We start from the raw sequence: 16,297 nt of genomic DNA on the forward strand, positions 1-16,297 counted from the left end.
GCTGTTTCCTTTGGATTATGCCGTGTCGCCTATCACTATTAAGCGCTTACAATGAGGAGGATTCATAACATTCATTGATCCATGCACAATCAAACACAAAAAGGGGGAGATCAAGAGTGAATAAGAGTTACATAAGCGGGTGTCTGGTATTACTAATGCTGTTCTGTGATCTGGGGTTGATGGTTCGTCCAGCGGCTGCAGAAGATGCAAAAGTGAACGTGGCACTTAACAAGGCGGTTACGGTAAGTGAGCAAGATCTATTGTATGAGGGACAAAAAGAAAAGGCGGTGGATGGTGATGTGAATACTCACTGGAGTGCGAGCTCACCTTCTTCTGAAAGCAATCCTCATTGGTTGACCATAGACCTAGGTGCGCCATATGAGCTTTCCGGAGCGGAATTGACTTGGAAGGACAAAGACCAAGTTGTAAAATATTTGATTGAAGTATCTGATGATGGTAACAACTGGTCGACTGTTGTGGACCAAACGACTAACGAAATAAAACAGACTGTTGCTAGTGAAGAATTCCAGACCAGTACATCTGTCCAGTATGTGAAGGTTACGATTCCGTACTATGCGGGAGCAACTTGGTGGCCCGGGATATCCGAGCTTAAAGTCTGGGGAGAAGAGGAAGAAATTGATCCAGCAACCATTACAAGTTACGATCCCGTTAAGGTCAATACAGTGGCTGGGGTTGCTCCTGTTCTGCCGACAAAAGTGACAGCGCAGTATCTGAACGACAAATCTGGTTCGGTTCCAGTAGAATGGGACAGTATCGACCCTTCAGAGTACGCACATGCGGGCAGCTTTACCGTGACGGGTGCAGTATATGGAGCCCCTGTTCAACCGGAGGCCACTGTAACAGTTGGAGGATATCGGACGGATTACGTAAGAGGAGTGGATATTTCCACGTTAACCGCCATTGAGGCTAATGGAGGGAAGTATCTGGATAGTAATGGCACTGAAAGGGACTTGCTTGATATCCTGAAGGATCGCGGTGTCAATTATGTGCGTCTTCGTCTGTGGAATGATCCACAGAAATCAGGGGGATACAACGACAAGGACGATGTCATTCGTTTGGCCGAGCGGGTGAAGAAAAAAGGTATGAAGATCCTGTTGGATTTCCACTACTCGGATGAGTGGGCGCACCCGGGCCAGCAGCTTCGTCCCAAAGCTTGGGAAGGTCTTTCGCCCGAAGAGCTGAAGCAGGCCGTATACAACTATACGTATGAAGTTGTAAGTGAGATGAAGGCCGCAAACGCTATGCCTGATATGGTGCAGATCGGTAATGAGATCAACAGTGGTGTTCTGAACGGCTTGAGCAGTGACGTGGATTTCGAGCAAAATGTTGCATTGCTAAAAAGCGGAGTTGATGCTGTACGTGCAGTAGAAGGAGAGATCACCGATAACGCGGATAAGGTGAAGATTATGATCCATCTGGCTGAAGGTGGCAAGGTGGATACGTTTAAATGGTACTTTGAAGAGTTACGGAAAGGCAAATTGGACTATGACATTATCGGACTATCGTATTACCCGTTCTGGCATGGGACATTTGCGGATGTACAGAAAACGATGAATGAAGTGTCAGTCGAGTTTGGCAAAGATGTCATTATCGCTGAAACGTCCTATCCGTTTTCCTACAAAAACGGGGATGCACACGGTAACATCATTGGATCAGATGAAGCGCTTCATGTTGGGGGAGCAGACTTCCCCGCAACCGTTCAAGGTCAATATGATGCCATTGCCGGAATTATGGACATGATTGCGAACGTGCCAGATAATCATGGCGCAGGTTTCTTCTACTGGGAGCCAGCTTGGATTCCGGCCGGTGTAGGCTGGATTGCATCTGAAGGGAATGCATGGGAGAACCAAGCCATGTTTGATTACGACGAATTTCCGGCCAACGGCGGGCATTCTTATGAAGGCAGAGCGTTATGGTCCCTTGATGTGTACAAACGCGGACTGGAGCTTCTGCCCGCAGACCGCCAGCAACTGGATGCGGCACTTACACGAGCCAAATCATTGGTACAGACTGATTTTACTCCGGAAAGCTGGGTGACTCTGGCTCCGACAATCTCGACAGCGAATGATGTATACGAACAGGCATACACGCCGGGCGGGGTGACTCAAGCAGATACAGATGCAGCGACAGCAGCATTGGAACGTGTGATGCAGCAGATGCAGGTTATCGCCCCGCAGCTTGACGAGCTCAGAGCCAAAATAGCGGAAGCGCGTACGTATCAGCAGACTTACTGGTCTGCGGCCACTTGGGTGGTATTGACCAAAGCGCTGGAAGGCGCTGAGCAGGTCTTGAATGATCCAAGAGCAACACAGACTGATGCGAATACAGCGGTTAAACGTTTGCATGATGCCATTCAAGGTCTATCCAATGTAGACAAAACACAACTGCACCAGTACATTCAACAAATGCAGCAGCAGACTAAATCTTCCTATACACGCCGGAGCTGGTCTGTATTGGAACAGTCTTTACAGGCAGCGATCCAGGTCCGAGATAACAATGCTGTTGTACAGTCTGAGGTGAATTCAGCACTGAGTACGTTGAAGCAAGCCTTTACTAATCTGGTCTCTCTAGAGGCTTTAACAACGGGAAAAACGGCAACGGCTTCAAGCAGTGCAGGGACAGGAGGTAATCAAGCCAACTCTCCTGAAGGTGCAATTGACAACAATCCGAACACTTCATGGGGGACCGATAAGAGTATTGACAGCTTGTGGCAAGTAGATTTGGGGCAAGTCGCAAACCTGCGCAAGATCGAGATGTCCATGTGGAGTGGCGGCATCAAATATACGATCGAAGTGTCCAACGATAACAAAAATTTTGTGAAAGTAGTGGACACCACAAGTGATGTTGTTGTATCGACCGCACCTAGCCATGTACTTCCAGAAGGCACGGAGGGCCGTTACATTCGGGTAACGATTAAAACAGGTCCCACCTGGGTAGGATTCATGGAATTTGAAGCATATGGTACGTTCCCGGCGGACAAATCTGCACTGCAAGCTACTGTAGATACCGCTGAGAAATTAAAGCAAACCGAATACACGACATCAAGCTGGAATGTATTCAGTAAGGCACTTTCTGAAGCGAAGGCATTCATTCTGGATGTTGAATCTTCAACGCAAGATGTAAGCAATGCGGATCGTGCGTTACAAGATGCTGTGAGTAAGCTTGTACGTCAAGATGTAACACCTGGCCCTGGCCAGCCATCACAACCTTCCAACCCGGGAACAGCCCCTTCAACGGGGAATCCGGCTGTAACACAACCGGTTGAACCTGGTAATCCGCCAGTTAAGGGTCTAATAACGGTAAAAGGAACAGCAACCGGGAATGACAAGTATTCCATTCGTCCAGATGTATCCCAATTAACTCAGGCACTGCAATCCATGGATGCAGGAAATCGTACGTTGAAGCTGCTTGCAGATGTACCTGACACAGCCAAGACAGTCACATTCCAATTGGCTGCAAGTCAACTGGCGGCATGGATTCGTTCCGAGGAAGTGAAATCTCTGGATGTAGTCGTAGGACAGACTACCGTTCGTGTTCCTCTAAAATCACTCCCGCTAACCATTGCGGAGACTGCGGGAACGTTCGACATCGTAGTGGCAAAAGGATCGACAGATACACTGACTACATCGCAAAAAGCAGCGATCGTTAATCATACAATTGTTGATGTGAATCTGTTAATGAACAGTAAGCCATTACAATGGTCAAACAGAGCGGTTGAAGTTGCCCTATCCAATGTAGAGCAGCCTAAGAAGAATGATGTAGTTATGGTCGTGCATTCCATATCCACAAGTGGAGAAATGAAGCCTGTTACGTATTCCAAGTACGATGATAAGACCAAAACGATGGCGTTTAAACCGCTGGAATCCGGCAGTTATGTCATTGCAGAAGTTGAAGTACCATTAAATGATCTGCAAAATCACAATTGGGCTCTCCAAGAAGTGCAGAACCTATACGGTAAGGGAATTATTACGGGGATGAGTGCAACTCGTTTTACCCCGCAAGGTGAACTGACCAGAGCACAATTTTTGCAAATGATTATTAAAGGTATTGGTGATACACGCCAGCCGGATCCATCTATTTCAGTCCCAACGGATGTGAAGGAAGGGCAGTGGTATGCCGATTCAGTACGACTCGGAATTGAAATGAACATTATTCAAGGCCGGGCGGATGGAAGCTTTGGAGCCAATGAACGTATTTCGCGAGAAGACATGGCCGTTATGCTGAACAGAGCACTGAAGGTTGTGCAACATGATCAGGATGCGACCAATGCTGTACAAGGAAATATGGTGTTTGTAGACAATGCTGAGATCGCGGCATACGCCAAAGAAGCTGTAGCCTCGATGCAACAACTTGGACTGTTAAATGGCATGCCTGATGGCACGTTTGCTCCGAAAGAAACAGCGAACCGTGCACAGGGTGCTGTTGCAATCGCCAGATTAATGGAACAACTGTATTAGAGGTAGTTCAAAAAGCCCGCTTTTGATTATGAAGGATGATGCTTGGTGGCATTATCAACACTCATGAATAGAAAATAACAAAGCAGGTAAAGAGATCGGATCATATGATTCGGTCTCTTTATTTTTTGTGAAAAGAGATTATATAAGTTTAACTATTGATTTACACGATAACGGAGAGGACAGAAAAAACTGAAAAAGCGAAGCGTTCGCCTTTATCACCGGATTTTCCCTTTAGAAAAGGGAATCGAAAAAATCTGGGGATAACAGCGATTAGAAGGTTATTCTGTCATCGGAGTGTCAGTGTAAATAATCTTTAGTTCAACTTATATAGAACGGACCCGCTTTCTTTAAATAGGCATATAAACATTTTGTTAATGTCGTATTGACAATATCGAATTCATTTGTTATCATTTCGATAATATCAAAACGACAATATTAAAGAAATGGGGAATGAGCTATGTTTGGATTCCGATTTGCGAAATTTCAACCCAGTGAATATGTCATGAAGGTAAAAAATGGTGAGGTACAACGTCAAGGTGTAGGATTGTCCTTCTATTATTATGAGCCGACCACATCGGTAGTGGTTCTACCCGTGTCCTCGGTGGATGTACCGTTCATGTTTGAAGAGATTACGGCGGATTATCAGACGGTTACTGTGCAGGGGCAATTAAGTTATCGCATTGTGGATTATTTGAAAATAACCCAGAGCCTGAATTACACGTACAATTTGCGCAAAAATCGGTATATCTCCGACGACCCCGGCAAGCTGGATCAACGGGTGATCACCACAGCGAAAGTACTAACCAAGAAACATCTGGAGCAAATGCCGCTGAAAGAAGCTATTCAATCCAGTGAACGGCTGGCAAGCAGCATGAAACGCGAGGTTGTGCAAAGTGAAGAGTTGGAGAAATTGGGCGTTGAGTTGATGAGTCTATCGATTCTGGCCATTCTGCCTAATAAAGAGACGATGCGTGCATTGGAAGCACAAGCGCGGGAAGAGATTTTGCGTCAGGCAGATGAAGCGCTCTATGTACGTCGCAATGCCTCCATTGAACAGGAAAGACGAGTGAAAGAGAACGAACTGAACACCGAAATTGCCGTAGAGACAAAGAAACAGCAAATTCGTGAGACCCAATTGCAGACAGAACGCTCGGTGAAACAGAAACAAAACGAGATGGAGCAGGAGCAGCTTCAGTTCAATACAGCGATGGAGGAACGGAAGCAGCAACTGATTGAGTTAACTATTGCTAATCACAATGCCGAAGCAGATGCCAAAGCCTATGAGATTGCTGCCGTAATGAATTCATTGCAAAATGTACAGCCGAATGTACTGCAAGCAATGGCGAATATGGGCATGAATTCTGATAAGCTGATCGCACTAGCGTTCCAGGAACTGGCTGAAAATGCAGGCAAGATTGGGCAACTTAATATCTCGCCGGATCTGTTACAGGGATTAATGTCTCCTGCGCCGGGCAGAGATCAGGGAGGTCGAGCGAGATGAGATTAGGAAGAAGAGAGCAAGCAGAGCAGGCAGGGAAATCTGTACGTCAGCAGCCTGCTGCTGATGATCGAATGAGCGAACACAAGCTGATTTTGGTGAAGCGCCGGACCCGATTGGAGGAACTGGTGGTTCGATATAACACGGTGCAGCAAGCTCAGTTCTATATTGAACGTCTGGGCGCAGATTTCAGTGATTATATGGAGGAAGACCGTCGTTATCGGCAATCTGTGCAGCAGGCACAACAGCAACTGGGTCAATTGGGACGGGTTCAGACGATTGATCGAGAACATGTGCCCAATTTTATCTTTGGAGAGCAGGATATCGTGGTCGTGGTTGGACAGGATGGGCTTGTAGCCAACACCCTCAAGTATGTGACCGAGCAACCGCTCATTGGTGTGAATCCGGATCCGATGCGGTGGGACGGGGTATTATTACCTTTTACCGTAGAGGATCTCAGCTTCATTGTCCCTGATGTCATTCGAAAGCAACGAACCTTGAAAGAAGTCACTCTCGCCAAAGTAGAACTCAATGATGGACAGTATCTATATGGTGTGAATGATCTGTTCATTGGTCGGAAGACACATGTGTCGGCTCGTTATGAAGTGCGTTTGGGTACATCCGCAGAACAACAATCTTCCAGTGGTATTATTGTATCCACAGGCATGGGGTCGACAGGCTGGTTCAAAAGTGTGCTGGCCGGAGCCACCGGAATTGTAGGGTCCGCTGCATGGCAGAACATGAATTCCGAAGTGGAGGTCGCTACAGCATCAGCATTCATTCATGGAAGCAGGCAAGATCTGAATCATTTTAACTGGGATGCGCCTTATTTATATTTTTCAGTACGGGAACCGTTCCCGAGCCGAACGACTGCGGCCAATCTGGTATTTGGACAGATCCATTCAAAGCAGCCATTGCACATTGTATCCCAGATGCCGGAGGACGGTGTTATTTTCAGCGATGGGGTCGAGCAGGATTTTCTTGAGTTTAATTCAGGGGTGGAAGCTATCATCGGGTTGGCAGAGAAGAGGGGACGTCTGGTGGTCTGACCCTTTATTTTCAAGCCGTTTCCGACTAGAATGGGTAACTAGATGTGATACACTGACGTCAGGAAACGGAAAGAGGGTTAACGATGCAGTCGATATTGTTGGTTGAAGATGATGCCAAGTTAGCAGGATTACTGGCGGCTTATCTGACCCGAAATGGATTCCAGGTACAGGTCACAGATGATTTTCGTCATGTACTGGATGAATTTGTGGAAGTGAAGCCGGACCTTGTGCTGATGGATGTGAATTTGCCTCAATATGATGGATACTACTGGTGCAGGCAGATACGCACACATTCCATATGTCCCATTTTATTCATATCGGCTCGTGATAGTGGTATGGATCAGATTATGGCGTTGGAACATGGAGCGGATGATTATATTACAAAACCTTTTCAATATGAAGTTGTTCTTGCCAAAGTCCGTAGTCAGCTGCGCAGAGCCTATGGTTCTTACGCTGCTGTTCAACAGGAAGTAACAGTGAAGAATGGTCCCATGATCCTCTATCCTGAGCGATTTGTATTGGAATATGATGAGCGTTCTACCGAGCTGACACAGAAGGAAGCGATACTGGTGGAAGCGCTGATGGCGAAGGCAGGGCGAGTTGTCAGCCGAGAAAAATTGTTAGAACAGATGTGGGAAGATCAGCATTTTATCGATGATAATACGTTGAATGTCTATATTACACGTGTTCGCCGGAAGTTGAAGGAGCTGGGTGCAGAAGAGATTTTGGAGACGGTTCGCGGAGCGGGTTATCGTGTGTTGGATCTGGATTCGTCCGCACAGGGGAAAGGGAAATGAGACTTTTCCTGAAAGACCACCTGATGTTAGTCGGATTTTATGTGTTACAGATGCTGCTGGTTCCGTGTGTCTACTGGCTCTCTGGTGAGGGCCGTCCGATGAAGATTGTTCTCTATGGCATGCTGATCAGTATCGTGGTATTGATGGTTTATCTGGTCACTCGTTACTTCCAGTTGCGAGCATATTACCGTCTACTTCAACAACCACGTAAACTTGTAAACGAGCCTTTCCAAACGCTTGGAAATTCGGTCGTGGCGGAAGCCATCCAGGAATTATTACATGAACTGGAGCGTAATCGGCAGAACGAGATGGGTCAGTTACGTACCAGTAAGGAACAGCAGGTGGTATTCATGAATCGCTGGGTTCATCAGATGAAGACCCCGTTGTCCATTATCCAACTGACCTTGGAAGATGTAGAAGATGAGACGGCGGGCAGTATTCAGGATGAGCTGGATAAGCTGCGCAAAGGACTTGAAATGGTCTTGCATTCATCAAGGCTTGAACAGTTTGAAGGGGATTTTCGTGTGGAGCTGTTGTCTTTGCAAGAAGTGCTTCGGAGTAGCATTGCAGAGAACCGACGTTTGTTTATTCGCAGAGGCATTACACCGGATATTCGTATGGAGGGTGACCTTCAGATATACAGTGATTCCAAGTGGCTGCGGTTCATGTTCACCCAGATTTTGACCAATGCCGTGAACTATTCCGATAGCAAATCAGGCAAAAAAGTGATCATTACAGGCTATAAGCAGGAAGAGCGTACAATCCTGGACATTCAGGATGAGGGAATCGGCATCTCGTCCGAAGATATTCATCGCGTGTTTAATCCCTATTTTACAGGCGAACGGGGCAGACAATATCACGAATCTACTGGAATGGGATTATATCTGGTTCGTGAGATCAGTGCCCGACTGGATAACCGTGTGGAGTTGTTTTCGGAGCCAAATGAGGGAACGTTGGTCAGATTCAGCTGGATTCATTCGAAATATCCGAAGTAAAGAGCGCTTTGCCCATGGGCGAGGTGCTTTTTTTTAATGCACAGAACTGTGATAGAGGAGGCAGGGGAACAAAACCTTAAACGCGTTGTAAGAGAAGTTTAAGGTAATTCGATAGCACCGTTAGGGGAGGTTGGTTAGGATAAGAATAGAATTAACGTATAAAGAATGATGGATTAGGAGGGAATTACGAATGGAAATGTTACAGGTATCGGGACTGAACAAAGTATATCAGGGCAAAGTGCAGACTCAAGCCCTTAGTGATATTCATCTGACAATCAAGCAAGGTGAGTTTGTGGGTATTATGGGCCCGTCGGGCAGTGGCAAAACCACATTGTTAAACATGGTCTCCACCATTGATGAACCCAGCTCAGGCAAGGTGCTGATTAATGGCATGAACCCGTTTGATATGAAAAAGAAAGAACTTGCCATGTTCCGACGTCGGGAACTCGGATTTGTCTTTCAGGATTTCAATCTGTTGGACACGCTGACTGTTGCTGAGAATATTGTACTTCCATTGACACTGGACAAGGTCAAGCTGAAGGAGATGGAGAGCAGACTACATCGCATTACAGCGAAGCTCGGGATTGATCATATTCTGGATAAACGAGTCTACGAAATTTCGGGCGGACAGCGACAACGGACAGCCATTGCGAGATCCATGATCAATATGCCTTCGATTGTTTTGGCGGATGAACCCACCGGTGCCCTGGATTCTACGTCATCCCAAGCGGTCATGGAGTCACTTGAACAGATTAACCAGCAGGAGAAAACAACCATTATGTTGGTCACACATGACCCGCTTGCTGCAAGTTATTGCAACCGTATCGTGTTCATCAAGGATGGAAAACTGGCAGCCGAGGTACACCGCGGAGATAATCGACAGACGTTTTTCCAGCGGATCATTGATACTTTATCCTTCTGGGGAGGGAATTCACATGAGCTTTCCTCAGTTCGCGTTTAATAACATTCGCCGGAACGGGCGAGCGTATATTGCTTTTTTTCTTAGCAGTGTGTTTATGGTCATGATATTCTTCGCTTATGCGGTGTTCATTTATCATCCGTATGTGACAGAGTTGCCGATGGGTGACACAACCGCTACGGGAATGCAGATCGCTTCGATTATCGTATATGTGTTTGCATTTTTCTTTGTCATGTATTCCATCAGTGCTTTTCTCAAATCACGGAATAAAGAGTTTGGCATTCTGACCATACTTGGTGCCGAGCCCAGGCAGATTCGGAGATTGGTCATTCTGGAGAATATGTTGATCGGCTCCCTGTCCATTATTGCCGGTATCGGCGGAGGTATGTTGTTGTCCAAGCTGTTCCTGATGTTAACTACTCGTTTTATCGGGATGGATGATCTGCCCTTTTATTTTCCCGTGAAGGCGATTCTGATTACGATCGGGGCCTTTCTGTTATTATTTTTCTGCATTTCACTCTTCACACTGGTTTTTATCGGAAATAAACGGACGTTAGAACTTCTAACGGGAACCAACAAACCTAAAAAAGAGCCCAAAGCTTCATGGTTCTTCTCACTTCTGGGTTTTGCATTACTTACAGTAGGATTTGTGGTACTCCGTAACGGGTTAAATGGCGGAACCATCATGATTGCAGCAGTAACAGGGATAGCCGGGACGTATTTTTTCTATTCACAACTTTCCGTGCTCATCATCCGTTTATTGAAGCGTAATCGTAAAACCGTATGGCATGGTACACGTCTGTTATGGATCTCAGAGATGAGCTATAAAATGAAGGATAATGCCCGCATGCTCTTTATGGTGACCGTGGTGATTGCGATTGCTTCAATGAGTGCAGTTGTAATTTTGTCACTGGATCAGGAGAACCGGGAGCAGTTTACCAATAACGATTTTCCAATCAAATACAATGTGTACACACCTTCGGATCAAATGGATATGAGTGCTATTGATTCGACACTTGAAGCAGCAGGCTTGAATTATCAGCAAGTGTATCTGGAGTACTTTTGGTCTGATGCGGATCAGAGTGCTGTCTCGGTCATGCCGCTCAGTTATTACAACCGATTCAATACAATCCTAGGAAAAAAGACATTCCAATTGGATTCAGACTCAGCATTGTTCGTAGATTCCCGTAATGAGAAGGATCAGGCTCAGATCGATCGCAACAGGTTTCGCAATTATGCGGAAGGAGAAACCTTGACTCTGAGTCTGGAGGATGGCTCATTGCAAGCAAGAGTTACAGCTACGGATGTAGAGCCACGTTTCGCAACCTTGATCTATTCTACAGGTGTAGTCGTTCTCCCAGATGAGAAGTTTGAAGAGATCACACAACAGTTCAATGCAAATAGGTTATCAGGCAAAGTTCTGTACCAGATTCCGGCATGGGGTCATGCTGTACCTGACCGGCACTCCTCGGAAGCCATGGTTAGCGATCAGCTACTGTCGTCCGCAGATACCATTCGAAGCGATAATGCTTCGGATGAGAATTACTCCGGATTTCTGACCACTCGATATGGAGATTTTGAGAGATACAGACAGGCTACAGCACTCTTTACCTTTCTGGGCATATTTATCGGATTAATCTTCTCGATCTCCTCTGCAAGCTTTCTGTATTTCAGACTGCATACCGATCTTGAAGCGGATGGAAAGATGGTGCATTCTCTTTCGAAAATGGGTCTCAGTTTCCAGGAGATGAAACGATCATCCACCGTTCAGATTGCCATTTTGTTCTTTTTACCGATCGGAGTAGCTATCATTGAAACTTTGGTGGTGGTTAAGCCATTCCTGACTGAATTCGGTATTACCAATTATACGATGCCCGTGTTGACTGTATTTGGTGCCTTTGTACTTGCACAGACGTTTTATTTTATCATTATACGTTCGAGATATATCGCTTCTTTGCGTAAAATGATGGTGTGACCATCTTAGAAACAAGCGGTCATGAGGACCGACCCATGATTTGTTCATTGCCCGCATTTCTTGATTCAGATCAAGGAAACGCGGGCTTTCTTGCGATAAGATGAATGTATTCACAGATTATAATATCGAGGAGGACGATTATCATGAGTATTACGTCATTGCAAGAAGTCAAAACATTCAGTGAGGACCGTTTCACGAAACGGGTTTTATTCCAACAGGGTGGTGGAGTGACCTTTGTACTTCATTTTCTGCCAGGTCAGCAGCTTCCCGTTCATAAACATCCAGGCACAGACGTTATTTTGCTGGTAGTCGAAGGCACAGGTACACTTATTCTGGATGGAAAAGAACAAGAGGTGAAACAAGAGGATGTGATCCATTGCGGCGGTGAAGCAGAGTTCGCATTCCATAATACAGGAGATCAGGAGGTTCGTTTGTTCGTGGTGTTAAACAAAGTGCCAGCAGCATCCTATGCAAAGGACATCTAACATCTAACATCAAGGAATCTATAAAATGATTCACTGATCGACACCAATATAAGGGGAACTCTATTCTGGAGTTTCCTTATTTATTTTTTATTCAAGAATGCTTGACCAAGTGTGGTTCTCATAGCAAACAAAAAGCATACCTGGGTCTGAGAGTATCAGATCTTAAGTACGCTTTTTCGTATTCTGCCCGCAATTTGTTCATTCATCCGGTCTATAGTCATTCTGCCTAGAAGTATCCCAGCATTTCCTTGGCTTCATTCGACATCAGCTGTGGAGACCATTGTGGCTCCCACACGACTTGAACATCAATATCGGTCTTATTTGTATTTTCCTGCAAAACCCATTTTACTGCTCCGACAATCGTATCATGCAGCGGGCAACCTGGTGTAGTCAGCGTCATCCGTACATGAACCCGTTCAGGCTCTTCCCTTACTTCATACACCAGACCCAAGTCAACGATATTGACACCTAATTCAGGGTCATACACTTGCTTGAGACATTCTAGCAAATGCGTGGTTTGTTCCATCATGCTCACTCTCCAATCTACCTTTTTAATATTAACGTCGGAATACCAAAGCAATATTCGCTATATATACGATGGAGACCAGAGATAAGATTGTTCCTCCAACCATCATGACCTCTGCCAGATTAATCAGAATTCCACTGACAAGCAGAAGGCTTCCAGCCACCATGGCGATCATCCCCCAATGGACGTTCCGTTCACTCAGCATACCAGCCATTAGCGGTGTTCCGGGTCTGCCGGCCTGCTTGCCATATTTGTGGGTCCACCATAGAAAAGGCACGATTTTGGAGGCATATCCGAGTATGGTGAGGGACACCCAGCCCCCGAGATATACCCATCCAGACAGCAGAACAACCCTTGGATGGAGCAGCAGTTCAGTCCCTTGCGAGGAATAGATCAGTAGGGCAAAAGCATATACAGCAAACGCACGGCTTACATACACAGACCAGCGAATGCCCGGACCTGGGTTATTTTTGTGCCGTTTCTCCTGAATTTTCTCCAAGTGATACACATAGAAGAGCAGGGCTGAGGTTAGAAGTAAGAGCGCAAGCCAGAGCAATCCTCCCTTAATACTTGTCAGAAATGCGACAACACCTGTAACTACAGCTGCATTCCACAGAACCAAGACCACTTTTTGCAGTCGAATGGAATAATCGTGGGACAGGTAGAACATCGGAAGCATTTTGTAACTGAAGCCGGTAATTAACATGCCAAACCAGCCTAGTGTTCCCATCCAGATATGTGCACCGAATAATCGTTCATGCAGACTATTCCAATCACCAAAGGCAAAATTCAGACCCATCAGCATACCGGAAAGCCCGGTTAGAACCAGATAAAGACAGGAACAAGCTGCACTGATCGTTACCGGATTCCACTGTGAGGCACGGATGAGGGTAACGGCCATATTCCATCCGAACAACAGAATGCCAGAGAGAGCGAGTGTAGCAGAACCCGCAATCCAGATGACATCTGCACGGATGAAGCCGTATAACATGCCCACGATTCCGATACTGAACAAGAAATAATGACAATAACCAAGAAACAGACTGTAGATATTGGATTGCAAAATAACATGTATCAACTGATAAACGGCACCCATAGCCAGCATGGTTGCCCACCCGAGCACAAATAAATGGGCATGAAACCAGCCTTCGGGTCCTCTGAGTTCCTCACCAAGCCAGCCTGTCAGCGAGAGCAGGGAGAATGCGTGATACATTACAAATCCAAAGATGCCCGTGATGATAAAAAGAAACGGCAACCTGGACATGGCCTTTGCCTCCTTACCCTTTTTCAATTCTCACTTTGGCCGTACCATCGGCTTGATCCTCAACGGTGTAGGAACAACCGAGATTGTTTAACTCTTCAATCAAGAAGACTGGCACACGGTCATTATGAATCAGTACGACTTCCCCAGGTTTGCAACGTTCCAGTGCGGCAAGTGTTCGCATCATGGGTTGTGGCGGTTCCAATCCGCGATTGTCCAGTATAACGGTGGGCGCCTGTAGGGATTCAAAGTTTTCAATCGCAACAGCTTGCTCCTCTGGATGGCCATTGCATGAAGCTGATTCTTCGTCTGAACCGGGCTTAGAATCGACTTCCGATCCAGATAAAACCATTGCAGATAATGCTTTGGCACCGGTTTTGTTTTTTTTGTGCACAAACGTGGTGACCCAGTGATCTGAACCCTTTCGTTCCGATGTGCTGGAGTACCCTTTCATCTTGAGAATACCGAGCAGAGGCGTTGGTTTGAATGGAGCATGAAGTACAAAGACATCTTCATGCTGAAGGCCTTTGACCGTGTCCATGATCAGTTGAAACGGCTCTAACTTTTTACTCAGATGAGGACGCACATCCAATTCAACAATATGGACATCAGATGGAGACATGTGCGTTCACATCCGATCCTGCACTAGCTGCATCCGCCTGCTGTACCAACTGTAGCGCTGATTCATACAGGGCGGCCATTCCACCGTACAGCGCATAGAAGAATGACTCCGGCGCATCGAGGGAGAAGGACAGGTAGGCTTTGGGGTCCATGCCGAGCACACGCTCAAAAAGTCTTGCACTGTCATAGGCGTAAAAACAGAAATGAGTATATTCGAACACAGGCATTTTTTCGTAAATGGTGATAATCTCTTGAGCATATTCCGCTTGCTCACGCTGTGCCATTTGAACCATGGTTGTAGCGTCTTCCAGCCGCAGCGTGATGCGGAGTGTAGTATCGTCAATGATTTCAACGTGCGCCATAGCGGTTCAGCTCCAATCTATAATTTGCTGATTTTGACCTGGAAGGTTGTAGGACCCTGCTCAATATACTCCCAGTTGAAGCCATCGGGATGTGTGGATTGAAACTGGAATCGAAGAGGCTTTGGATCGTGATCGTTAATAAGCAACATGGATTCCTGTGGTTGCAACTGATCAAACGTTTCGAAAATAACTTTATGTTTCAAATGCGGTGGATACTCTGTGGCATTAATGGTTGCTGCGTATGTGTTCATGTGTCATTCCTCCAAATAGGGATAGTGTGGTGTTGCAATTTGATTATAGAAAACATGAGGAGGGGGCTGTGTGAGCCTGCTCACACCTTTTTTAATGTCATAGTCTCGCCTTATTTGAGTCAGAATCCTGTATGGAAAAAGTGCCATTGTCAAGCCAAAACTAAAAATATTCTGATACGTATATTGCTAATTGCGCATGCGAAAGAGACCTTAACATCGATTACGGTCGTTAAGGTCTCTTTGTGCACACACAGTGTAATGTAATAGCGTGGGAGAAAACAGTGTAGCTGGGTGCAGGGTGGTCACGTATCCCTTTGTTCCTTCAAAGCTTGCAAATCATGAATGATGATCCGGCTGCGATCCACTTCGAGCAAATTCTCTTTTGTAAGCTGGTTTAAAAGCCGATTCGCTGTTTCCCTTGTAGTTCCAATGGAGTTGGCAAACTCCTGATGTGTCATGGGCAGGTTGATGATAATCTGGTCTCCATGCGTCTGTCCGTGCTGATCTGCGAGCATGAGAAGGAAGGAAAGTACACGATTGCGTACATCCTGACCAGAGAGCACCTGCAATTTATCCTGTAATTCTCTTATTTTGTCACCGAGCACACGCATAATTTTGATCGCAATGGAAGGTGTACTCAGCATTAATCGTTCGAAAAGTCGGACAGGTATGGCTAGTAGTTCGGTAGGGGTAATTGCTTCTGCGGTAGCCGGGTAAGGGTGCGCATTAAAAAAGCCGGTGTGTGGGAACATATCTCCTGTTTTGAGGAAAGAGACAATCTGTTCATGCCCGTTCTCATCGGTTTTATAGGCCTTTACAATGCCGGTACGGATGAAAAAGACAGCTTCTTTTTCGCTTCCTTCGCTGAAAATAACCGATTTCTTCTGAATACTTCTGGAAATGGCGATATCTTCGACTTGCTTTAATTCCTCGGGGCTAAGGTCCTGGAAGATGGGGAACTGTTGTAGAAACTCCGTTGTTGTATCTTTGTTTACCCTATTCATGAGAATCTCTCCTCTCTGTGTTCATAGTTCTGAACGACGACATCATTTCATCATAGCGTGATTTTTGAACACATCA

General features: G+C 46.0%; 14 protein-coding genes. 8 read left to right on the top strand and 6 right to left on the bottom strand.

What is annotated here, in order from left to right:
* The first annotated feature begins 116 nt into the window (after positions 1-116).
* From PAEAM_RS09200 to PAEAM_RS09235, 8 genes are all read left to right on the top strand, one after another.
* Positions 117-4,478 (top strand): glycosyl hydrolase 53 family protein, encoded by a 4,362-nt coding sequence (locus PAEAM_RS09200; protein ID WP_100527280.1) that lies wholly within the window; start codon positions 117-119, stop codon positions 4,476-4,478.
* A gap of 457 nt (positions 4,479-4,935) precedes the next feature.
* Entirely contained in the window at positions 4,936-5,979 is a 1,044-nt protein-coding gene (locus PAEAM_RS09205; protein WP_100527281.1) for an SPFH domain-containing protein, read from the top strand.
* Positions 5,980-6,050: 71 nt separating this feature from the next.
* Complete coding sequence (locus tag PAEAM_RS09210; RefSeq protein WP_100527651.1) at positions 6,051-7,025, top strand: diacylglycerol kinase catalytic domain-containing protein; 975 nt, start codon at positions 6,051-6,053, stop codon at positions 7,023-7,025.
* Positions 7,026-7,108: 83 nt separating this feature from the next.
* Positions 7,109-7,822, top strand: a complete 714-nt coding sequence (locus PAEAM_RS09215) for a response regulator transcription factor (RefSeq protein WP_100527282.1) — start codon at positions 7,109-7,111, stop codon at positions 7,820-7,822.
* Positions 7,819-8,817 (top strand): sensor histidine kinase, encoded by a 999-nt coding sequence (locus tag PAEAM_RS09220; RefSeq protein WP_100527283.1) that lies wholly within the window; start codon positions 7,819-7,821, stop codon positions 8,815-8,817. Before PAEAM_RS09215 ends, PAEAM_RS09220 begins: the two co-directional genes overlap by 4 nt.
* Before the next feature lie 190 nt (positions 8,818-9,007).
* On the top strand, positions 9,008-9,778 hold the full coding sequence (locus tag PAEAM_RS09225; RefSeq protein WP_017687815.1) for an ABC transporter ATP-binding protein: 771 nt from the start codon (positions 9,008-9,010) through the stop codon (positions 9,776-9,778).
* Positions 9,753-11,711, top strand: a complete 1,959-nt coding sequence (locus tag PAEAM_RS09230; RefSeq protein ID WP_100527284.1) for an ABC transporter permease — start codon at positions 9,753-9,755, stop codon at positions 11,709-11,711. The genes PAEAM_RS09225 and PAEAM_RS09230 overlap by 26 nt, the downstream gene beginning before the upstream one ends.
* A 143-nt stretch (positions 11,712-11,854) precedes the next feature.
* Entirely contained in the window at positions 11,855-12,196 is a 342-nt protein-coding gene (locus PAEAM_RS09235) for a cupin domain-containing protein (RefSeq protein WP_100527285.1), read from the top strand.
* A 226-nt stretch (positions 12,197-12,422) separates the two neighbouring features.
* On the opposite strand, the gene PAEAM_RS09240 is transcribed toward PAEAM_RS09235, so the two are convergent.
* From PAEAM_RS09240 to PAEAM_RS09265, 6 genes are all read right to left on the bottom strand, one after another.
* Positions 12,423-12,722: a metal-sulfur cluster assembly factor gene (locus tag PAEAM_RS09240; protein WP_100527652.1), complete on the bottom strand. Its 300-nt coding sequence runs from the start codon at positions 12,720-12,722 to the stop codon at positions 12,423-12,425.
* A gap of 31 nt (positions 12,723-12,753) precedes the next feature.
* Positions 12,754-13,986: a hypothetical protein gene (locus PAEAM_RS09245; RefSeq protein WP_100527286.1), complete on the bottom strand. Its 1,233-nt coding sequence runs from the start codon at positions 13,984-13,986 to the stop codon at positions 12,754-12,756.
* A 13-nt stretch (positions 13,987-13,999) separates the two neighbouring features.
* Positions 14,000-14,605, bottom strand: coding sequence for a DUF2249 domain-containing protein (locus PAEAM_RS09250; protein WP_036613355.1), 606 nt, complete (start codon positions 14,603-14,605; stop codon positions 14,000-14,002).
* Positions 14,592-14,966: a hypothetical protein gene (locus PAEAM_RS09255; protein ID WP_100527287.1), complete on the bottom strand. Its 375-nt coding sequence runs from the start codon at positions 14,964-14,966 to the stop codon at positions 14,592-14,594. Before PAEAM_RS09255 ends, PAEAM_RS09250 begins: the two co-directional genes overlap by 14 nt.
* A 17-nt stretch (positions 14,967-14,983) precedes the next feature.
* On the bottom strand, positions 14,984-15,217 hold the full coding sequence (locus tag PAEAM_RS09260; RefSeq protein ID WP_036613358.1) for a DUF2249 domain-containing protein: 234 nt from the start codon (positions 15,215-15,217) through the stop codon (positions 14,984-14,986).
* A 302-nt stretch (positions 15,218-15,519) separates the two neighbouring features.
* Positions 15,520-16,221 (bottom strand): Crp/Fnr family transcriptional regulator, encoded by a 702-nt coding sequence (locus PAEAM_RS09265; RefSeq protein ID WP_100527288.1) that lies wholly within the window; start codon positions 16,219-16,221, stop codon positions 15,520-15,522.
* Positions 16,222-16,297: the final 76 nt, after the last annotated feature.

Origin of the sequence: Paenibacillus sp. GM1FR (assembly GCF_002803315.1) — a bacterium.
Lineage (GTDB): Bacteria > Bacillota > Bacilli > Paenibacillales > Paenibacillaceae > Paenibacillus > Paenibacillus amylolyticus.